This is a genomic window from Paenibacillus sp. P2(2022), from assembly GCF_029522175.1.
Lineage (GTDB): Bacteria > Bacillota > Bacilli > Paenibacillales > Paenibacillaceae > Paenibacillus > Paenibacillus polymyxa.
The window spans coordinates 722,761-744,780 of record NZ_JAKWFI010000001.1 but is presented as its reverse complement, the minus strand read 5'-3'; the positions used below and the strand labels follow the sequence as shown (position 1 = coordinate 744,780).

At 45.2% G+C, this 22,020-nt stretch carries 12 protein-coding genes and 1 pseudogene; 4 read left to right on the top strand and 9 right to left on the bottom strand.

Features of this window, described 5'->3' with window-relative positions:
• Window positions 1-110: 110 nt before the first annotated feature.
• Both nasC and nirB read right to left on the bottom strand, forming a co-directional pair.
• Window positions 111-2,291, bottom strand: a complete 2,181-nt coding sequence (gene nasC, locus MMB75_RS03085) for an assimilatory nitrate reductase catalytic subunit NasC (protein WP_045244412.1) — start codon at window positions 2,289-2,291, stop codon at window positions 111-113.
• A gap of 44 nt (window positions 2,292-2,335) precedes the next feature.
• Window positions 2,336-4,510 (bottom strand): nitrite reductase large subunit NirB, encoded by a 2,175-nt coding sequence (nirB, locus tag MMB75_RS03080; RefSeq protein WP_045244411.1) that lies wholly within the window; start codon window positions 4,508-4,510, stop codon window positions 2,336-2,338.
• Window positions 4,511-4,943: 433 nt separating this feature from the next.
• Between nirB and MMB75_RS03075 the strand changes: the two genes are divergently transcribed.
• The 4 genes from MMB75_RS03075 (at window position 4,944) to MMB75_RS03060 (ending at window position 11,429) form a co-directional block, all read left to right on the top strand.
• Window positions 4,944-6,185: a nitrate/nitrite transporter gene (locus MMB75_RS03075; protein WP_045244410.1), complete on the top strand. Its 1,242-nt coding sequence runs from the start codon at window positions 4,944-4,946 to the stop codon at window positions 6,183-6,185.
• A 377-nt stretch (window positions 6,186-6,562) separates the two neighbouring features.
• The gene (locus MMB75_RS03070; RefSeq protein WP_045244409.1) at window positions 6,563-8,281 is read left to right on the top strand and encodes an NAD-dependent malic enzyme; all 1,719 of its coding nucleotides are present in this window, start codon (window positions 6,563-6,565) and stop codon (window positions 8,279-8,281) included.
• A gap of 100 nt (window positions 8,282-8,381) precedes the next feature.
• On the top strand, window positions 8,382-9,341 hold the full coding sequence (locus MMB75_RS03065) for an AEC family transporter (protein ID WP_016822411.1): 960 nt from the start codon (window positions 8,382-8,384) through the stop codon (window positions 9,339-9,341).
• A gap of 324 nt (window positions 9,342-9,665) precedes the next feature.
• Window positions 9,666-11,429 (top strand): methyl-accepting chemotaxis protein, encoded by a 1,764-nt coding sequence (locus MMB75_RS03060; protein WP_019687983.1) that lies wholly within the window; start codon window positions 9,666-9,668, stop codon window positions 11,427-11,429.
• A gap of 93 nt (window positions 11,430-11,522) precedes the next feature.
• On the opposite strand, the gene MMB75_RS03055 is transcribed toward MMB75_RS03060, so the two are convergent.
• The 7 genes and pseudogenes from MMB75_RS03055 to MMB75_RS03025 form a co-directional block, all read right to left on the bottom strand.
• Window positions 11,523-12,575 carry a glycoside hydrolase family 53 protein gene (locus MMB75_RS03055; RefSeq protein WP_016822413.1) on the bottom strand — a complete coding sequence of 351 codons (1,053 nt, stop codon included), beginning with the start codon at window positions 12,573-12,575 and terminating at the stop codon, window positions 11,523-11,525.
• Window positions 12,576-12,672: 97 nt separating this feature from the next.
• Window positions 12,673-14,760: a beta-galactosidase gene (locus tag MMB75_RS03050; protein ID WP_103042516.1), complete on the bottom strand. Its 2,088-nt coding sequence runs from the start codon at window positions 14,758-14,760 to the stop codon at window positions 12,673-12,675.
• A gap of 28 nt (window positions 14,761-14,788) precedes the next feature.
• Complete coding sequence (locus MMB75_RS03045; RefSeq protein WP_016822415.1) at window positions 14,789-15,667, bottom strand: carbohydrate ABC transporter permease; 879 nt, start codon at window positions 15,665-15,667, stop codon at window positions 14,789-14,791.
• A 27-nt stretch (window positions 15,668-15,694) separates the two neighbouring features.
• Window positions 15,695-16,585: an ABC transporter permease gene (locus MMB75_RS03040; protein ID WP_016822416.1), complete on the bottom strand. Its 891-nt coding sequence runs from the start codon at window positions 16,583-16,585 to the stop codon at window positions 15,695-15,697.
• A gap of 189 nt (window positions 16,586-16,774) precedes the next feature.
• Window positions 16,775-18,457, bottom strand: a complete 1,683-nt coding sequence (locus MMB75_RS03035) for a type 2 periplasmic-binding domain-containing protein (RefSeq protein ID WP_017427838.1) — start codon at window positions 18,455-18,457, stop codon at window positions 16,775-16,777.
• 120 nt (window positions 18,458-18,577) lie between these two features.
• A complete protein-coding gene (locus tag MMB75_RS03030) occupies window positions 18,578-20,203 on the bottom strand; it encodes a response regulator transcription factor (RefSeq protein WP_039276118.1) in 1,626 nt (541 codons plus the stop codon).
• Window positions 20,178-21,999, bottom strand: a pseudogene (locus MMB75_RS03025) (sensor histidine kinase). Before MMB75_RS03025 ends, MMB75_RS03030 begins: the two are co-directional and overlap by 26 nt.
• Window positions 22,000-22,020: the final 21 nt, after the last annotated feature.

Below are 22,020 nucleotides of genomic sequence, written 5' to 3'. Positions count from 1 at the left end.
ATTTATCGGGACATAAACTGAACTACTCAAAAAGGTCCGCCCCCATGCTCATGCAAAGGGGGCGGGCCTTTTATGCAAGGAAAAAGAAGATGCACTCACACCTTCCTGTTCTAGAACTGTGACCACTCCCCGTTATGTCCACTGGTTGCAGCTACAGCTAGGCGGAGGGGACGGATGCATACAGCTGCCGTCTTGAAGCCGGGCATCCGGCAGAACGGATCAAGGTCTGGACGGGTCGCCCGATTTACATTTTGCGTCCCGCCCCAATGCATGGGCACGAAAAGCGTGTCTTCGCGAATATGTGGCCTGATCCGGCTGCGGACGGTGAAGCTGCCGCGCTGGGATGTTATTTCCACCCACTCCCCGTCCCTGATATACCAGCGCTGCGCAGTACGCGGATGAATTTCTACATAATTCTCAATCTCACGCGCGGCCAGAGAAGGACATCTGCGTGTTTGCGCGCCAGTCAAATAGTGAGCCAGCACGCGGCCATTCGTCAAAGTAAGCGGATATTCCTCGGATATTTCCTCTCCTGCTCCACAGCTTTCAACCACTGTAAAAACAGCCCTTCGGTCGGAAAGAGCAAAACTTTCCCGAAACATCGTATCCGTACCAGCTTCATCCATAGATGGGCATGGCCAATACACCCCTTCCTCGCGACGCAGCCTGTCATAAGTGATCCCGTAATAATCAGCAAGTCCCCCTCGGCTAGCGAGACGCAGTTCTTCAAAGATATCCTCTGCATCCTTATATGCGAAGTACCTCCCCTTGTTCAACCTTGCAGCTATTTGGCATAAAATGCTCCAGTCATCTCTAGCTTCGCCCGGTGCAAGGCGCACCGCTTCCCGCAGCAAAACGCGGCCTTCCAGATTAGTCATCGTTCCCGTATTCTCCAAATAAGACGTCACAGGCAAAACAACGTCGGCCATTCGTGCCGTTTCAGTGAGAAACATATCCGCCACAATCAACAAATCCAGCTTTTCCAGCGCGTCCTCAACCAACCGTGCATTCGGGTTAGACACAACAGGATTAGAGCCCATCACGAACAGCGCTTGAATTTCTCCCTGATTCACAAGCTCCATCATTTCATAGGCCGATACTCCTTTTCCCGGCAAGCTGCTTGGTTCAACTCCCCACACGGACGCAACATAGGCTCGGTCTGCTTCATTCTCAATCGATCTGTAACCAGGAAGCTGATCAGCCTTTTGACCGTGCTCTCGCCCCCCTTGCCCGTTCCCCTGACCTGTGATGGCACCATACCCACACCCTTCTCTTCCAATCTTTCCGGTGGCCAGCACGAGATTAAGAAATGCACGCACCGCCATATGCCCATCTGTCTGCTGTTCGACACCCCTGGCTGTAAAAACGATGCCAGTCTCCACGCCACCGAAGGCACGTGCTGCCTGCCGGATCATTTCTGCCTCAATTCCGCACAACGCAGCCGATTCGTTCAGATTCACCCCATTCAAATGAGTCAACAACTGGTCATACCCGTTGGTCCGCTTGCGGATAAATTCTTCATTTATCAATCCCTCATCCACGACGACCTTTAGCATGGCATTGGCCAGCACAGCATCCGTACCTGGTCTGATTTGCAGGTGCAGATCGGCTATTGCCGCTGTGGGAGTCGTGCGCGGGTCAATTACGATGATAAACGCGCCATTTTCCTTCGCTTGGTGAAAATAAGGCATTAACGTCGGCTGACATTCAGCGATATTCGTGCCTGCAAGCACAATACAACGAGCCAACGGAATATCAGCCAGCCTACAGGTCAGTCCGCGGTCAACACCAAACACTTTGCTGCCAGCAGATGCTGCCGCCGACATGCAGAAGCGCCCGTTATAATCAATATAGCGCGTACCTATAGCCACTCTGGCAAATTTCCCAAGTAAATAAGCCGTTTCATTCGATAGCGAGCCTCCGCCGTAAATGCCGATTCCATCAGGACCCTGCGTGGACAGTAGCGAAGAGAAACTGCTAGTTACAGCATCCATCGCCTCTCCCCATGGGACAGGAACGAGCCTGCCCTCTTTGCGCAGGAGAGGCTGTGTCAGCCTTTCTGCATGAGTTGCATGCTGATGCGCATTCATTCCCTTGATGCACAACCTGCCTTGTGAGGCTGCATTAGGTTTCCCTTCCGCTTTATACACCGTTCGAACGATACCCGCGAGTGCTTCCGTTTCCGTACTAACGGTCATCTTACATTGCACGCTGCAAAATGGGCACTGTGTCTCCACCACAGGGAGGACGTATTGACCGGCTTCCAGTTTGTTTTCTCCTGACTGACACATAAAAGTCACCTTCCCTCTCCATTCACTACAACTCCCACAATCTGTTAACCTGTCAGCATGGTGGACCGCAGGCTACCGGTCAGCTCACTTCGCAGAGTAACGTCGAGCACACTTTCCCGCAGCGCTAGGACGCCAGTCCGTTCAATCCATTCCCACATTTTCTCCCCATACCTAGCACTATGCCTGTATATTTGCAAGCAGGTTACAACCATCAGCACCACTTCTTCCGGATTCTCCTCCAATCCAAGCAGCAACCCCTGACGAACCGGATGTCCTGCATGGCCACCAGCATAAACCTCCCAACCTGCTGGAGATCGGGAGATTCCAATGTCATGAACAAGCACGCCATCGGGATACTCTGAACCCGGACTAACAGCAACCGCAACTGGTGACGGTAATGAAAGACTGCCCCATACTGCTGCCAGCCGCTCTCTCAGCCAGATCACTCCACCAGAAGCCTGATCGATCGGGGCAGGATCAACAAAATCCCTACGTTCAACATCCAAATTTGTAAAACTCAGGCCCACAGAACCCGCTTCCCCTTCGTATGGTACGGTGGGCTGAAGCGCAACGCCTATTCCCAGTTGATTTGTTGCAGATCCGTTCCGCAAACCTAGAGATTCCAGATAATAAAGTACAGCAGGACGACATAATTCACAGCCCTGCTGCCTGGTCCAACCGAGACGAGATACTACTTCCTCTAGAGTTCGACAAACTGCCTCCACCATCGCTGTCTTAAGCGAATCATGATCATAATGCGTACAACCACACACAGGGACAACCTCTTGAGCAGTCGGAGTATCCACAGGTCCAGAAGCTGTCGCTCGGGACAAACCATTTTTGACCAGTGCAGCCACTAGCGGCCGGCAACCACCACAGGAACCGGACGCTTTGGTCCGGCTTTTCACCTCTTCGACTGTTTTCAGCTTATCTGTGGCAATCACTCGCAAGATATCCCCCTTGCTCACACCGTTACATGCGCATACCGTCTCTCCTTCGGGCAATGCTTCCGCAGCATCCTCTGCTTTGCTTTTGCTGTTATTCTGAGGTGTAAGCTCTGTAGTTGGCGCGCCGCGCCGAACCATTCCAAGCAGCGAGGTGCTTTCCGCCGTATCGCCGAATAAAATCGCTCCAGTAATAGCGCCAGCGCGCATCATCACTTTTTTGTACATCTCCTGCATACCGTTATATTCCATGATCGCAATCTCGTTTCCCTCTTCACGAATGTCTCCTGCCGAAAACACATGAATTCCCGCAACCTTGAGCTGCGCATAGGGAACCGTCCCTTCATAAGGAGCCGTTTCACGACCACAAATCACCTTTGCCAGCACTTTGCCCTGCTCATATAGCGGCGCCACCAGCCCATATGAAATTCCACGGTGCTCAGCACATTCGCCAACTGCGTAAATACCAGGAATATTCGTGCGCATATAATCATCCACGACAATGGCACGGTTTACTGTCAGACCACTGCCCTGAGCCAAAGCGATATTGGGCCGGATACCAACCGCCAGCACGACCAAGTCACTTTCCAATCTGTTCCCGTCCGCAAACATCAATCCTTGTGCCCGGTTGCGGCCTATAATATTGACCGTATCCTTCGCCAAATGAAACCGCATGCCCTGCTGCTCCAACCGCCGTTGTAAAAGCACAGCCGCAGTACGGTCAAGCTGACGATTCATCAGATACTGCGCATTATGAACAACGTCAGTTTCCATCCCTAGATTCAGCAAGCCTTGAGCAGCCTCAAGCCCCAATAGCCCTCCTCCGATGACGGTGGCCTTGCGATACGTTTTGGCATATCTGGCCATGGTTTCACAGTCATTTACATCACGAAAAGCGATTACTCCCTCTTTTCGGACTCCGGGAATGGGAGGTATGAAAGGCAAAGAGCCAGTTGCCAGTATGAGAATGTCATAGGGCTCTTGAATGCCGGATTCCGTTTCCACCATACCGGTTGCTGCATCAATACGACACACACGTTCACCGGCTTGCAACTTTACCCCATTTTCTTCGTACCAGTCCCAGCTATGGGTAACAATATGTTGGAACGAGCTCTCCTCCTGAAGCATTTTGGACAGGAGCACACGATTGTACCCGGGACGTGGCTCTGCACCAAATATTGTGATTTGGAACCGCTCCGGCTCCAGACTGAGAATTTCCTCAACACATTTGATGCCTGCCATACCATTACCGATGACGACCAGTCTTTTTATCATAATTAATCCAGCCCCATTCTCTGAACCTAAAATAAGACAGAAAAAGCCCTTCTCCATTCGATGGAAAAGGGCACCGTTGCCGTAAATGTCGGCACATCGTTGTACCGATATGTACTTAAGATTACTGAATTGTGAGTATTATGTCAATATTCAATACATGAAACCTGTATTTAAACCTATTTTTTAATTTATTATAATTTTAATGTTATGTATATTGACACAAGTAGAATGTCTTTTTATAATTTGAATTAAAATCACTACCATGTGATCATACCAAAGCGATGCACAATGAAGTGTGTCAAACACGGCAATGAAGCCGCAAAACGATCCCAATATCAATGACGGGACGATTTGCGGCTTTTTATGTTCAGCAGAGGGCTGAAGTCTAAGGCCTGAGCTCTACAAACCCCAATAAGAACAGGAGAGATGGAGAATGAAGAAAAAAAGTTTCTGGCACAGCGGACACAAGCCCACCCTTTTTGGCTCTTTTTTGTATTTTGATATTAGCTTTATGATATGGGGGATGATTGGACCGTTGGTCGTTGTCATTGCTAATGATTATCCAATGGACCCTGTACAAAAAGCCAACCTTGTCGCTCTCCCGATACTCAGCGGCTCTCTGTTGCGACTTGTGCTTGGATTCATGTCAGATTATATCGGTCCGAAGCTCACGGGACAGATCGGTATGCTTGTCACGATCATTCCTCTCCTGCTCGGCTGGCTGTGGGTTGATTCGCTGGAGCAGTTGTACACTGTCGCCCTGCTTCTGGGTGTGGCCGGCGCCTCATTTGCAGCTGCACTACCATTGGCTGGCCAATGGTACCCCAAAGAGCATCAAGGTCTGGCCATGGGAATTGCCGGTGCCGGCAACAGCGGGACCGTCCTCGCAACTTTGTTTGCCAACCGTATTGCCCAACATTTTGACAGTTGGGAGGTCGTGTTTGGATTGGCCATTATCCCAATTTTTATCGTCTTTGTTCTGTTCAGTATTTTTGCCCGCAACAGCCCTCATCGCCCAGCACCAAAAAGTCTGGCGCAATATGCTTCAGTGCTCAAACAGAGGGATGCCTGGGTGTTCTGTGCCTTTTATTGCGTGACGTTCGGTGGGTTCGTCGGCCTTTCTAATTATTTGACCATTTTCTTCAATACCCAATACGGCCTCTCTGCGGTGCATGCCGCTGATTTTGCAACCGTTTGTGTGATTGCCGGAAGCTTCTTTCGTCCTGTAGGCGGCTTTTTGTCTGACCGGATTGGTGGTTCTCGCATGTTAATGTATTTGTATGCCGGGGCCGGGATGATGCTCGCCAGCATTGCATTTTTGCCACCACTTGCCGTAGTCGTAGTTCTGCTGTTCGTAGGCATGATGTGCCTTGGGGCTGGCAACGGCTCCGTATTCCAGCTTGTGCCGCAGCGATTCGGCAACGAAATTGGGCTTATGACCGGCATCGTCGGGGCTGCTGGTGGCATAGGCGGATACTGTCTTCCTCTTATTCTGGGCCATCTGTACAAATTAACGGGTTCTTACATGCCTGGCTTCATCTGTCTAAGTCTGATCACATTCTGTGCTTTTGTCCTCGTCATTATCATGCAATTGAAATGGCGCAACAGCTGGATGCAACGCTCTGCTCCAGGCGCTAATGAAGCCGTAAACCGAATCGGAGAATTAAATATCTGACTATCCACTAAATAGACAGCCACCAAACGTTTAGATTTTAAGCCTCAATTATCCCTTATAATAAAAAATAGCTTAACTTCATTTATAGAAAAATGAAGTTAAGCTATTCCTCTATACATATTCAATCAAATTATAAGAGCTATGAAAAAAGTCACACTTATTGAATATTTACCGAAAATATTATGAAAATTCAATGAATTTTTCATTTGAAAATCATTGAAAACCGCTTTAATTTTCATATTTTTTCTTATGTAAACACTTATATAACCATTTTTCACACAACATACTTGTTCACTTGGTTTAAAATAAGGCGTATACTTGTTCACGAATTGTTCAAGGATTAACCGAATGTATTTTTTAGAAAGAAGGAATTGGAAATGCGTGCTTTTCATGTTACGGAAAATGGAACTATCGAAACTAAATTAACCGGAAAAGATCTTCTTGCCAACCCACTGCTGAACAAAGGAGTGGCTTTTACGCTAGAAGAACGTCAGCAACTTGGACTTGACGGCCTCCTTCCTCCTACCATACTCACGATTGAGGAACAGGTTCAACGGGTGTATGAGCAATTTCAAAGCCAACCGGATAATTTACGTAAAAACGTTGCATTAAATGATCTTTTTAATCGGAATACTGTCCTTTATTATCGTTTGCTTTCCGAGCACTTGAGCGAGATGCTTCCGATTGTCTATACACCAACAGTCGGTCAGGCTATTCAGGAATACAGTCATGAATATCATAAACCGGGCGGTATGTATCTATCTATTGATAATCTTGCTGGCATCAAAGAAGCTTTTAAAAATTTGAACTTGGGTCCTGATGATATCGATCTGATCGTAGCCACAGATTCTGAAAGTATTTTGGGAATTGGGGACTGGGGAGTTGGCGGTATTAACATCTCTATTGGTAAGCTTGCTGTATATACAGCCGCTGCTGGTATTGATCCTAGCCGGGTACTGGCCGTTGTGCTGGATGCAGGTACAAACAATGAAAAGCTGTTAGAAGATCCTTTATACATGGGGAATCGTCATAAGCGTGTACGTGGAGAACAATATGATCAATTTATTGATACTTATGTTCAAGCTGCACTTTCTTCTTTCCCGAACGCACTGCTGCACTGGGAAGATCTAGGTAACGTCAATGCTCGGAATATTATTAATAAGTACGGAAATAATATCTTAACGTTTAATGATGACATTCAAGGTACCGGTGCAGTTACACTTGCAGGTGTGATGTCTGGTGTCCAATTGTCCGGAATCCCTCTGAGCAAGCATCGGGTTCTAGTGTTTGGTCCAGGAGCTGCCGGAATCGGCAATGCAGACCAAATTAGTGCGGCCATGATGCTGGAAGGATTGTCAGAAGCTGAAGCAAGACGTAACTTCTGGGCATATGATTACCGTGGCCTGCTTACCAATGAAACGGAAGGACTTTTGCCATTCCAGGTCCCTTATGTGCGTGATGCTGCCGAATGCCGTGACTGGGAGCATGCTGAAGATGGCAAAATCCCTCTGCTTGAAGTTATTCGCCGCGTGAAACCGACGATTATGATCGGAACTTCCGGTGTTACTGGAGCATTTAGTGAGGAAATCGTGAAAGAGATGGCCAAGCATACAGAACGCCCTATTATTATGCCAATGTCCAATCCGACTCCTCTGGCGGAGGCAACTCCTGAAGACCTGATCCACTGGACTGAAGGAAAAGCGCTTATTGCAACAGGAAGCCCTTTTGAGCCAGTAATCTACAACAATATTACGTTTGAAATTGGGCAATCCAACAATGCTTTTGTATTCCCTGGTCTTGGTCTTGGAGCAATCGTAGTAAAATCCAAAATTATAACAGATAGTATGTTTGCAGCAGCTGCCCATGCAGTAGCTCAAATGGTTGATTTGTCACAGCCTGGTGCTTCCCTGCTGCCAAAAATCAACGAACTGCGAGAAGTATCTGAAGCTGTAGCAGTGGCTGTCGCCAAGGCAGCCGTTCAAGATGGAGTAGCGCGTCATCAGCCGGATGATATCGTACAAGCGGTTCGGGAATCCATGTGGGAATGCAAATATAAACCCATCAAACAGTATGGACAGGAAGCCGTTCTGGTTTAAAAATAGCGAACAACATCAAAATTTATACTTGCTGTAAGCAAAGTGATTATTTAACTGATGTCCGCCATTTTTGGCGGACATCTTTATTGGAGGCGACATCATGGCTACAGGTCATATCTTTATTATTTTAATTCCTATTTTCTTTGTCATTTTAATTGGTTATTTTGCAGGTTTTTTTAAGGCCTTTAACCCAGCTTCTTCTAAGGGACTAAATACACTGGTAACCAAATTTGCTTTACCTGCACACTTGTTTATTGGTATTACGACGACACCAAGAGAGACATTAATCCAAAAGTGGCCCTTTCTTGTTGCTTTGCTGCTTGGGGTGATTGGCTTTTATATTGTATTGCTCATCTTATATCGCTTGATTGCAAAAAAAGGCCTGACAGAATCCTCCATGTTCGCATTGAATTCGACACAGCCCTCTTTTGCATTCATGGGGATTCCCGTTTTGGGAAGCTTGTTCGGAAGTGCGGCAGTCGCCATTCCTATTGCGATTACCGGCATCGTTGTTAATGCGATTCTTGATCCGCTTGCAAGTATTTTGGGAACGGTCGGCCAGCGCAAATCAACACAATCTGACGACACAAAAGGCAATTTATTTAAAGTCACTATAAAATCTGTCCTTCATGGACTCAGTGAACCGCTGGCTTGCGTACCCTTGATTGGTGTTGTATTGACTTTATGCGGATTCCAAGCTCCGAAACTTTTGCAATCTATGTTTGACCAAATCGGCAATATTACTGCGGGTACGGCTCTATTTGCTATTGGGGTAACTATTGGGATTAAAAAGATTACGTTCAGTCCAAAAGCACTTAGTATCGCTGTGCTGAAAGCGATCGTAATGCCTATGGTTATGCTCGGTATTGCTGTTCTGATCGGACTGTCCCCTGAGGATGTAACCAAAGCCGTACTGCTTGTCGCATTTCCCGGCTCTGCTGTAGCCGCTATGATCGCGACCCGCTATGAATCACTGGAAACAGAAGCGGCATCTGCATTTGTTATAAGCTCAGTATTATCGCTTATTTCGCTCCCTCTGCTCATTTCACTACTTGTATAATGACAGAAAGCTTTCAACGTTCAGCGAAAGACTGTTATATATAATGATTAAGGGCATTCGTTCGCCCGCATTTATCTTATTTTTTAAATATTGTTCAAACAATAAAGTAATTTAGTTGTATTTGAGTTGAAACCAGCTATCCCGTCTTGCTAGCAAGCGGCGACCTACATTTATTGCATGTGGGTTGCCGCTTTTGTTTTTAGTGAAACCAGTAAGTATATCCCAATTGTAATAATTCGCTAACATTTATAAAGGAAATTGACGAAATATATAAGGGATAGCTGTACTGTAGCATTAAATTAAAATTTAAAGGAGAAGAAACTTGTGAAAAACTTGAAGTGGAGCACTATGTCCTTTTTTGGTAAAAATCTATTAATATCTTTTCTTAACATCGTATTAATAGGTGCTATTCTTATCACATCTAGCTATATACTTCAAAAGAACATTCTCACCACGCAGCTGCAAGATCAGGTTAAAGTGCTGACCAAAAAATGGGCAGAAGATGTTGACAAAACAAAAGTACAACAAGCATTAAGCGAAAAAGATTATAACGGTTCTGTTCAACAGGAATTACGTAAATTTCTAGATTCTATTCACACATTTTATCCTAATGTCGCCCAAGCTTACATATTTGGGACAGAACTAAAAGAAGGAAATCAAACCTCCATTATTGGCGTTCCCACTAATTTGGTGCAAGCTTTCCAAGACTCGAAGATGAACATTGGGGATATGTACACTCTGCCTGACGAAAATGCAGAAGCCGTAAATAAAGTGCTTCAATCCAATGAATCAGCATTGAGCAGCTTTTATACGGACGAATATGGCACATGGACTACGATTGTTTACCCGATTACAGATGCAAGTGGTAAAGTCACAAGTGCAATTTACTTTGACGTAGATGCGAGCTCTGTACCTACGGGTCTTCATAAGCTGCTTGTATATGGTGTTTCACTGCTCATTCTGTTTCTTGCTATCTTCTTGACGATTCAATACTTGCTGGTAAAACGCACGCTCTCCCCAATTCGTTCCTTGATGAAGGGAATTGAAGAAGTCAGCGAGGGTAATCTGAATGTGAAAATTAAGACAGGACTAGACGACCTTGGTATTATCAATCAAAAATTTAATTCTATGATCAAGCGCCTTAACGATACAATGGTGAAAGTACAGGATACGACGCAAGAAGTAACGGGATCAGCCCAGGAATTGTTAAGCATCAGCGAGAAAAACAGTACGAATACAAACGTCATTAACAGCAATATCCGGGAAATAACCCAGGGGCTTGAAGCTCAGGATCACGCAGCACTTGAAAGCTCCAGGGCTATGAATGAAATGTCTACAGTGATCCAAACCATCGCTGAAAGCTCCTCTTCTGTTGCGGATCAAGCTTATTCCATGGAAAAGCGCTCCGTTGAAGGCAATCAGGTAGCTCAAAAGCTATCCACTCAGATGGATTCTATCTCCACTACAATGGAAAGTACAGTTGATTCCGTTAATGCATTGCAGAACCGTTCTAACGAAATCAGTAATATTGTAAGCATCATTACCGGTATTGCCAGCCAAACGAATCTGCTTGCCCTCAACGCTTCGATTGAAGCTGCCAGAGTCGGCGAAGAAGGCAAAGGTTTTGCAGTAGTAGCTGGAGAAGTGCGTAATTTGGCTGAACAGTCTCAAGAATCCGCCAAACAAATTGCAGAGCTTATTGAAGAAATTCAAAAAGAGATTGAACAAACTGTAAAAGGCATTAGCCTGGGTACAAAAGAAGTTCACGTCGGACTGGAAGTTACGAAGCAGACAGGCGAAATGTTCTCTGAAATTTTAGAAGCGTCCAACAAAGTGTCGTCACAAATCCAGGAGGTATCCAGTGCAACTGAGCAAATCTCGGCCAGCACGCAGGAAATGTCAGCTACCTCGGACGAGTTGTCTTCCACAGTTAGCAAAACAGTCAACAGCAGCAAACAAATTGAACAAACCATTGGGGAACAGACAGAGTCTATGGCTTCGATTGTCCAAGCTTCGGACAAGCTTACATTGATGTCCGGGGAGCTGGAAGAGCTTATTTCATTCTTCAAGGTAAACCGGGAAGTCTAAACATTATAACTACCCAATCATCATAAAACAAAGAACCTCTAATCTGTATAGAATGCGCATTAGAGGTTCTTTGATATGCTCTTACATCGTTCTTTAGTTTAAAAAGCCTTCCAACGCTGAGGTTGGCTTACCATCAGCCTGCCAAGCACCTTTGTTATAGCCTTGATTATAACCTGGGGTTGCAGCTGGCTCCCAATAAAATACGCCCACGCCTTTACCGCCTCCGATACTCCGAACCTTCGTTTTGATTGCGGAAATAAATGCCTTGGAAGCAGCAGGTTCATTATATTCCATCCCGATTTCACTGATAACAATGCCTTTACCATATTTCGCAATGAGGCTATTGGCATTGGTAATCGTCTGATCCACCTTACCCTGCCAGTCAGAGGAAGACGGATATAAAGACAGTCCAATAAGGTCAAACTGAGCTCCATTATCAATCAGTCCACCAATGTTCCAGTTCAAAACGGAACTGTTATCCCCGTTAGCTAAATGTACGATCGTCTTGGTGCTGCTGCTTACGGATTTAACAGCGTTATTCCCTGTATTGACGAGCCACGCATAGTTTTTCATATTCACTGAGGCTTTGCCGTCATCCCAGAGCATGCCATTGTTCGTTTCATTGCCGATTTGCACCCAATCCGGTGTCACACCCTTGCTCTTCATCGTGTTCATAACATAGACGGTATGGGACCAGACCGCATCCATAAGTTGTGTAAATGTAAAATTGCGCCATGCGTAAGGCTTATTCTGCTGTCCTGGGTCAGCCCATGAATCGCTATAATGCAGGGTCAGCATAACGCTCATGCCTAACTTTTGAGCTCGCTGCGCAAGTTCTGCTGCCTTCTCGGCATTCATGTATCCGCTTGCATAATCCTTCATGTCAGGATTTACCCACACTCGAATACGAACCGAATTGATCTGATAATCGTCCCGTAAAATTTGCAGCACATCCCGGCGAACCCCTTTTTTATCCTTCCAGGTCATACCTTGGGCTTCCATCCCTGCGACCCAGCTTATATCTGCTCCTTTGGCGAAAGCAGGGGCGGCCGAAGCCGCACCCACTCCCACAGAGCCCAATGGGTACAAAAAGCTGGATAACAAGATCAACATCGCAAATACCATAGTACGTTTACCTGTTTTCATAAGTCATCCCCTATCTAAATTGTATACTCACATTGCCTCTGGCCAATCCACCTGCTCCCTCACTCGGGAATCAGCGGCGATCACATGTATAACGTGTCTAATTATTGCGCTCTGTCTTTAGAACCTTAACAGCATAGGCACCCAATTGAACGCTGCTGTCTGCTATCACAAGATTTTCAAGCATATCCGTATAAGTTCGTCCATCCAGTGTAATCTCTTGCGGCTCATGCGTAAAATTCATTACAAAAATATAATCATGAACTCCATCGGTACGAATCGCTGTGTTCACTCCATGTGGCAACTGCACATCGAGTGCTTTACTGAGACCTGCCTCATCAATTAAACTCTTGTAAAAATGACTATGGAATAGTCCGGTGTTGCGTGATGCGATGTAATAAGCTTTTCCCTGTCCCAAACGATTCACCGTCAAAGCCGGACGTCCTGCATAAAAGTCTGTCCCGTACTTAGCCAGTACCTCTGCACCCTCCGTATGAATGAGATCACACAATTCAACAGCTTCATATTCCCCTTGTAGATCCAGCTCATTGCCTTCAATCGGTATAATGTAGTTACGATCGTGATCATGTAATCCATCAATTTCTTCCGACCAGATGCCCAGCGTTTTACGAAGCGGCCCTGGAAAGCCTCCAAGGAAACACAAATCATGTTCATCCACAATGCCAGACCAATAGGTTGCTACGAAAATGCCGCCATTTTCGACAAACTTCTGTATGCGCTCCCCTACACCGCTGCGGACCATATACAACATCGGAGCGACCAAAAGTTTATATTTGGAGAAATCTGCATCCATATGAATGACATCTACCGGCACTCCCTGCTCCCACAATGCCAAATAATGTGCTTCAGCTGTCTCCTCATATTTCACGCCTTTGTTCCGCGGTCCCTGTGAATCGTTGATTCCCCAACGGTTCTCCCAGTCAAAAATGACTGCGGCCTCAGCCGGTACGGATGTACCGACCACCTCTTCCAGTTTTTCCAGCGCATGACCGACATCTGTCACGTCCCCGAATACCCGAGTATGCTCGTGTCCTACATGATCGACGACTGCACCATGCAGCTTTTCACTCGAACCGCGACTTTTCCGCCACTGAAAATATTGAACGGTGTCTGAGCCGTGCGCCACTGCCTGTAAAGACGACAGCAGATGCATGCCCGGTCGCTTCAGCTTGCTAACGTCTTGCCAGTTTGTCAAACTTGGCGTACTTTCCATGAGCATCCAAGGCTTCCCACCTTTAATGGAGCGAATAATATCGTGCATCATTGCCACTCTTGCAGCCTGCCGGCTATCATCTCCTTCACGGTCATGCCAGGTCGGATAACTATCCCAGGATATAACATCGAGCAGATCAGCAAACTTCCAGTAATTCAATCCTTCGAAAAACTCCATTAAATTGGTTGTGACTGGAATGTCCGGATTTGCAGCCTTAAGCGGCACAATCTCATGCTTGATAAAATCTGCGGTCTGTTCGGTTACAAATCGTCTCCAGTCCAAATTCATGGCATGAACCTGCGTTTCACCATGAGGTGCTGGAGATTCGACTTGGCTCCAATCTGTAACTGTATGACTCCAAAATGTTGTCCACCATGAATGATTAAGCTGATCCAGCGTACCATATTTATCCTGCACCCAAGTGCGAAAAGCCTCCTGACAATAATCACAGTGACAGTCTCCACCAAATTCATTGGAAATGTGCCAGCCAATAACAGCAGGATGATTAGCATATCGCTCAGCCAGCTTCGTATTCATGATACGTACTTTTTCCCGGTATACAGGCGACGTATAACAGTGGTTATGTCGAAACCCGTGCAAGTTACGGACACGGTTAACCCCTACACGCAGCACCTCGGGATATTTTTGCGACATCCAGGCTGGTCTTGCTCCGCTCGGAGTGGCCAAAAACGCATAGATTCCGTTCTCAGCAAACGAATCCAGAATACGATCCAGCCATTCAAACGTAAACACACCTTCCTCAGGCTCTAATGAAACCCAAGAGAAAATGCCGACAGACATCACGTTACATTTGGCTAGTTTCATCAAGCGGATATCCTCCGCTAACACCTCGGGATATTGCTGCCATTGTTCCGGGTTATAGTCTGCTCCATGCAGCATACGCGGAACTCGCTCACTAATGGGAGGATACTTGGTTATGTTTGGATATGTCACTGTAAATCATCTCCTTGTATTAGTTCTGTTACTCTTTGACGGAACCTAACGTCATACCTTTAACAAAATACTTTTGTAAAAATGGATATACAATAAGAATAGGCGCTGCACCAATGAAAATTTGTGCTGCATTAACCGTCGTCTGAGACAGTAATTCCATCTCTTTCGGACTCATGCTCATGGAGCTCATATCCTTCTGTATAATTACAGTTTGCAGGAACGTCGCCAGCGGATAATCCTTTGCATTGCTCAAATAGAGCAGACCATCAAACCATGAGTTCCAATGAAATACCATACTGAACAGCGCAATCGTCGCAATGGAAGGCATGGATATCGGTAAGAAAATACTAAACAATGTCCGAAAATGCCCTGCTCCGTCGATCAATGCCGCCTCTTCCATCTCTTTGGGGATACCTCTGAAAAAGTTCAGCATAAGAATGACCAGAAATGTATTGACCGCTCCTGGCAATACAAGTACCCAGAAGCTGTCCATAAGATGAATCTTTTGAATAACCATATAAAATGGAACCAGACCACCGTTAAAAATCATACTAAATACAAACAGCCATGAATAAATGTTGCGACTACGGAACACCGTGGTTTCCTTCGAAAGCGGATAAGCAGCTAAAAAGGTAATCAGCAGCGTCAAGCCGGTTCCCAAGACAGTTCGGCAGACGGAAATCCAGATGGAGTGCAGAAAAATTGGGTTATTCATCGTCTTCTTATAGGCTTCTAAAGAAAATTGCACTGGCCACAGTCCAACCAGATTGGCATCTGCTGCTGATTTAGCACTAAACGATACCGCCAACACATGGATCAGTGGAACGATACACATGATAGACAATATCACAAGCAAGCAAATGTTGAACACATTAAAAATGCGGTATGGCGTTGTTTTATGATACATGACTCTCCCTCTTTCAGCCTCGTGGAATCAGAATATGCGGTAACCTGCCCATTTGTAAGCAAGCCGATAAGATATCAGAATGAGAATCATACTGATAACGGATTTGAACAATCCAATGGCGGTAGCAAAGCCCATCTCCCCATTGATCAATGCTGTCCGGTAGACGAATGTGTCAATAATATCGCCTTTTTGGTATACCAGCGGATTATAAAGGTTGAAAATCTGGTCAAAACCAGCATTCAGAACATTACCAAGGGCAAGCGTCCCAACAACGACCACCATCGGAATCAATGATGGTACAGTAATGTGCAGCGTCTGTCTCCATCGGCTCGCTCCATCCATTTCAGAAGCCTCATACAACGAAGGATTGATACCCGCCAGTGCAGCGAGGAATACGATGGTATTGTAGCCAAACTCTTTCCATATGTCCGATACAATGACGGTAAAACGAAACCAGTTGTTATCTCCCAGAAAGAAGATAGGCTGGATTCCTATACTTCCAAGAATCCGGTTCATAAATCCGTCAGTAGCCAACAGATCAATCAGAATGCCACCCAAGATTACCCAGGACAGAAAGTGTGGCAGATACACCAATGTCTGAATGGAGCGCTGAAGTCCGACCTTGCGAATTTCATTCAGCAGGATAGCAAAAACAAACGGAACCAGCAGATTGAAAAACATCTTTAACACAGCAATAATCAGCGTATTCCATACGACCTGAAGACTGTCCTCCCGTTGGAACAAAAAGCGGAAATTATCCAGTCCAACCCATTCAGAACCAGTTATGCCTAGCCAAGGTTTGTAATTTTGAAAGGCCATCACGATGCCGCCCATTGGAATGTAGCTGAATACAATTAAGAAAATGATGGCTGGCAGCAGCATGATATGAAATGGCCACGTACGTTGCAGACTTCTCATTGCAGTTCCTCCTGTAATTCTCATGGTATACCTCAATTATAAAAGCGTTTTCGCAGTCCCAACAGTTCAAAAAACCAACATACATGGCACAAAAGCAATCATTTTTATTTAATCCATATGAAGCTGAAGTAAAAAGGCTGTCCACCTTGGGACAGCCTTTTTCAATCTGTTTTACACCATCGACAACTTTTACTTTTCGACGCTCTTATACCATTCGTTTACTTCCTTTGTAATTTGTTCGCCACCAGCGGCTTTCCACGTCTGTACAAAGGTATCAAAAGCGGAAATCGGCTGTTTGCCATAAATAATTTCATTGAACGTCTGGCTTTCAATCTTATCGAGATAATCCTTTTTAGCCTTCATCGTTGGCGTGGTTGGTCCTGTAAACTGATCTTTCATAGAGATATCCTTTTGTTCCATAAGCACTTTGGCCGCTGCGGGAGTGTCTTTCCCGTAATTCACCATTACATCTTTCTCCAGTCTGGTTTTCGGTTCTGCACCGTCAGCCAAGCTTAACAAAGCCTTCATTTGGGCATCAGGGATACGTGCACCATCACGAACCAGCAAATAACGAATAGAGTTTACATAACCACCCGGTATTTTATCAATAGACACCAGCTTTCCATTGGCATCTAAATCATAATCGTAGCCCTTAAACAGCCCATTCGACAAATCACCGTCCGGTTTGGCATTTGCATAATGATCAAACAAGTAATTTTGATATGTGAAGAAGGCTTCAGGATGCTGCATTTGTTTGTTGATGAGTACGACACCATTGGTGTACTGCGTTCCATGGCGCATAGCTTTGTTGTCAGGTCCGGCTGGAATCTTGATCGGCTTCCATACAGCACTCGGCGCATTTTTAACCGTATCTTGAAGCGGCCATCCGCTCATCCAATATGGCCCAGGAATCATCCCGGCTGTCCCTGCAACTGTAGGTTCTGTCGTTTTATTTTCATCCCATAATGCTGCTTCCTGAGGGATATATCCTTTTTTGAGCCACTCGCTCAGTTTTTGCAGACCCGGCTTCATGCCAGGCTGGACAGAGCCATATTCCAAGCTGCCGTTTGCACCTTTGTTCCACTGCTGGGGTAGTGTGCCATAAGCCCCGAAAATCCAGGATGGGTCACCCATCCAAGTGTTCATGGATGTTTTGAAACCGATGCTGAGCGGGGTCACTTTGTCCGGAGCCAATCCGTCCGGATTTTTATTTTTAAAGGCATCCATCACTTTTTCCAGATCATCCATCGTCTCAGGAGCCTTCATCCCCAGCTTATCCAACCAATCTTGTCGTACCCACAATACATAATCATGGTTATAGGCGAAATCAAGCACAGGGATACCCATTTTTTTACCATCCCGGCTATACTGATTCCATACATTCGTATCCTGACTCATGGCCTGCTTCCAAGAATCCGAAGCATATTTATCAAACAACGGGCCAACTTCAGCGAACATACCGGAATCGATCATATCCTGGGCCAGCTGCTCATTCTCCGTTCCCAGTACAACGACATCAGGCATCTCCTGGCCAGAGGACATCGCCAACCGCAGCTTGGTAGCAAACGCACCGTTTGTATCCGTGACAGACCAGAGTGATTTTATATTAATACCAAATTTCTCTTTGGCCCATTTCGTCGCAACGTTATTTTCGATAGATTCGCCATTTTTAAATTTTAAGGCGGGATCTACCCCCCATACCGTGGATATTGTAACTTCTGGGTTGTATTTTTCTTTGTATACGTTTTCAGTTTTAGCTGTGCTGTCCGCATTCCCATCATTTCCTGCACCTGAGCAGCCCACAAGGCCAACCCCTAATACCATAGTTGCGGCGAGCAACGACAATAGCTTTTTCTTCGAATGAACTCGCATCTTGTTCCCCCTCTAAAAATCATTTTCTACTCTTTTATTATAAGAGGGCTTTTCTTAGCAGCCTATGTCACAAAATAAATATTTCTGCACCTTTCTCAACTGATCTTTATTCATTCGTCTTTACTGGTCCCGAAATTCATGCGGAGTCATTCCATAATGCTTTTTGAACATCTTGCTGAAATATTGGGGATTCTGATAGCCGAGTTCAGTTGTTATTTCATATATTTTTTTGTTGGAATATTTGAGCAAATAAAGAGCCCGTTCCATTCTCATTCGGATAATATAATCTCCCAGGCCTTCCCCAGTTTCGGCTTTATAGATTTTGGACAAATAGACGGGATGAAGATAGACCTGATCGGCAATCGTCTTAACAGACAGCTCCTGTCCTTTATCCTGAGCGATCAACTCCTGAACCTGCTTGACCACATAGCTTTTGGCGCTTTGCTCGCTTGCGGACCACTCGGCTTTAAGCTTGTTCATCATGGAAAATATCCACTCTTTGAGGTGGGGAAACGAATGAACCAATTTCTGCGCATGTAACGGATCGAAGCCTACCTGGTCCATTTGTGTAATGAAGCGTCCTTGTTTGTGAGCTGTATACATAAAGGCGCTCGTTACCGAAATAAACAGTTCATACAAATGCTCGCGTGTATAACCTGCCTCTTCCATTTTGCCAAATACACGGCTTACTTTTGCTTCGGCCTCTTCCCATTGCCTGGACTCTAGCAGATGAGTAAGCGTAGGGTGCGTATAAAGACCCTCCAGCGACTTCACTGAGCTATGTGACTGTTCTGTCTGCTCTTCTATGAATAGCAGTGGATTCGTTTCCTCCTGTTGGTTCCAATATAAGGATCTGATTGCTGTCTGATATAGCTTAGGCAGCTCATCCGGGAAATGAAACCAATTCGTTAATGTGACGTAAATTTCACCTTTCAAGTAATTGCTCACATTTTTCCGAAAGGTCTCAATCGCTGCACGCAAAAAATGATTCTGTTCATCCACAGTCCTTTCAGCAAATAAATCCCAATTTCCTTCAATTAACACGATTAGGCAATCATGTGGCGCTTTGCAATGCCAAACATGAAAATCAGGAGCAAACACTTCTTCTGCAATATTTCCAATCGCATACTCAATTAAGGAAACTGAGTGATAATCCATATCGGAAAAATGCTTGCCCAGCTGAATAAGCAGCATACTGGCAGGATGTTCTGTACGTAGCTTGATTTCATATTCGGACATTTTGTCCGTTATTTTCTGTACAGTCAAATCACGCCCGAGTAACAAATCGTGCATCAAATGAGTGCGCAGCACACCGAAATCGTTCCTGCGACTGTATTGTAATTGATGAACCTTGTCGAATGCTTCCCATTCTTCCTTTAGCGAATCCATAGCAGCTGACACACATTTGATAAACTCATCATCATCCACCGGCTTTAATATGTAATCAAAAGCCTTAAGCTGGAGCGCTTTTTTAGCGTATTCAAAATCAGCATAGCCTGTCAGTAATAAACTTCGGATGTGCGGCCAACGTTCGTTTACTTCAACAATCAGCTCTAATCCCGTCATGCCAGGCATACGAATGTCCGTAACCAGAATATCAATATCATGCGCTTCCAGCACATCTACTGCTGCCAAGGCTGAAGCTGCTTGATGTACCCTCTCAATTCCCAATGACTCCCACGGTATGGTAGCCGCCAGGCTTTCAGTAACATAACTCTCATCATCGACTAGTAATATCTGAACCATCAGTATCCTCCAATTTAACTATTTCTTGAATTTGATGAAGAATGGATCAACCCGTCTTCCTGCCCTTCTTCAATTGACAGTGGCCATTTTAAAATCACTCTCAATCCTCCCAACGGAGACAACGAGAATTCCAGCCCGGCGTTTTCACCAAAATGTAATCGCATTCTTTGATGCACATTCCATAAACCATAGCCACTTTTCTCCTCTACAGGCTTCTCAAGTGCTAATGTCAGGGATCTTATATCCTCTTCACTCAAACCGAGTCCGTTATCGTCTACAATCAAGTACATGGATGAGCCGATGCACTCAGTCATAATACGGATGATCCCCTCCTCCGCCTGAGGTTCTATTCCGTGCAGCACTGCATTTTCCACCAGGGGTTGCAATACAAGCGGTGGAACCAGCAGACTATGGGCCTGTGAAGAAATGTCAATAGTGAACGTTAACCGTGGCATACGCATCTGCTGAATTTTCAAATAATATTGCACAAACTCGACTTCATCCGATAAAGGAACCAAATCTCTTTCCTGTCTTGTCGTATAGCGATAATATTTGGACAAATTATGAGCCATAGCCACGACCGCCTCATGATTGCGCAGCTTTGCCATACTCGTAATAAAGGAAAAACAATTATAAAAAAAATGGGGATTGATTTGAGACTGGAGCTGCTTTAGACGAGCTTCCTTTACATGCAGCTTCTCAACGTAAACCTTCTCAAACAGCTCTTGAATCTGTTCGACCATCAGGTTGAATTGACGTGACAGAAATGCAAATTCATGACTACCCTTAGGACTCAAACGAACAGCATAGTCTCCATCCTTTAATCTCCTAAACGCCCGCACAAGCTGGAGAATCGGAACTTGTACCTGTGAGTGAAGAAGATAAGCACCAATGATCCCCACCAGTAGCGAGCCAACAACGGTTAGATAAAATAGTCGGTTAGATGAATAAATCGGAGACATCATATCGGACAAAGGCATGTAGTCAATCAAATACCAACCTGTTGTTTGCGAAAGAACGGCGTGAACAAGGTAACTCTCTTCTCCAATTTTCACGGTCAAATTATCAACTTCATGTAATCCCAATTTCTCCAGTTTCGCAATCAACTGGCTTGACAATTCTTCATTTGCAGAGCGATTGTAAATCACGCCTACACCTTTTTTATAATAAAAAGGCTCCTTTCGCCCATCGCCTTTAAAGCGGTCAAGCATGTCCTGAATGTTGCTGCTATCGAATTCCACTTTAATAATTGTGTTAGCGGTTTCTGGATTGGCTAGTGAGGAAAACGGGGATAAGGTATACAATGAAAATATAAATTGATCCTTACCGTACACTCTTTTTTTAGATACCTGCCAGCCGTTTGTAATCGATTGTCTTAATTTCTTCTGATCATAATAACTGGCTCCATTCTCCGATACAACTCGTCCAAGCGAAGGAGAATATATACTCAGCCCTGTTCTCCAGTTCGAAGAGCTTTCCTGAAGCCCAAGCTTGGTTTGAATCCGCTTGACAAGGTTAATTCCATCCAGGTTGAGAGTCTTATCCTTTAAAAAAATTGCTTGGAAACTGGCTACATCAGGATCATGAATCAGCAGATGCGGCCAGGAGGAAATCATTTCAATATTCGTATTCACCTGGTTTTGAAAAAAAGTCAGCTGGTTATAATTGGATTGATTCAGTTCTTCACGTAATACGCCTGTCGTTGTCTGATTAGAGTAGACATACAGAAGCAGCACAGGTATCAGCAATACGATAACGATGGAAACGATTTTAGTATAAAAATTAAATTTTAACATGAGTTTTACACATCCTCTGCA

Bases quoted from the DNA above. Each gene is read 5' to 3' on its own strand.
- nasC (WP_045244412.1), bottom strand. From the start codon at position 2,291: ATGTGTCAGTCAGGAGAAAACAAACTGGAAGCCGGTCAATACGTCCTC.
- nirB (WP_045244411.1), bottom strand. From the start codon at position 4,510: ATGATAAAAAGACTGGTCGTCATCGGTAATGGTATGGCAGGCATCAAA.
- MMB75_RS03075 (WP_045244410.1), top strand. From the start codon at position 4,944: ATGAAGAAAAAAAGTTTCTGGCACAGCGGACACAAGCCCACCCTTTTT.
- MMB75_RS03070 (WP_045244409.1), top strand. From the start codon at position 6,563: ATGCGTGCTTTTCATGTTACGGAAAATGGAACTATCGAAACTAAATTA.
- MMB75_RS03065 (WP_016822411.1), top strand. From the start codon at position 8,382: ATGGCTACAGGTCATATCTTTATTATTTTAATTCCTATTTTCTTTGTC.
- MMB75_RS03055 (WP_016822413.1), bottom strand. From the start codon at position 12,575: ATGAAAACAGGTAAACGTACTATGGTATTTGCGATGTTGATCTTGTTA.
- MMB75_RS03045 (WP_016822415.1), bottom strand. From the start codon at position 15,667: ATGTATCATAAAACAACGCCATACCGCATTTTTAATGTGTTCAACATT.
- MMB75_RS03040 (WP_016822416.1), bottom strand. From the start codon at position 16,585: ATGAGAAGTCTGCAACGTACGTGGCCATTTCATATCATGCTGCTGCCA.
- MMB75_RS03035 (WP_017427838.1), bottom strand. From the start codon at position 18,457: ATGCGAGTTCATTCGAAGAAAAAGCTATTGTCGTTGCTCGCCGCAACT.
- MMB75_RS03030 (WP_039276118.1), bottom strand. From the start codon at position 20,203: ATGGTTCAGATATTACTAGTCGATGATGAGAGTTATGTTACTGAAAGC.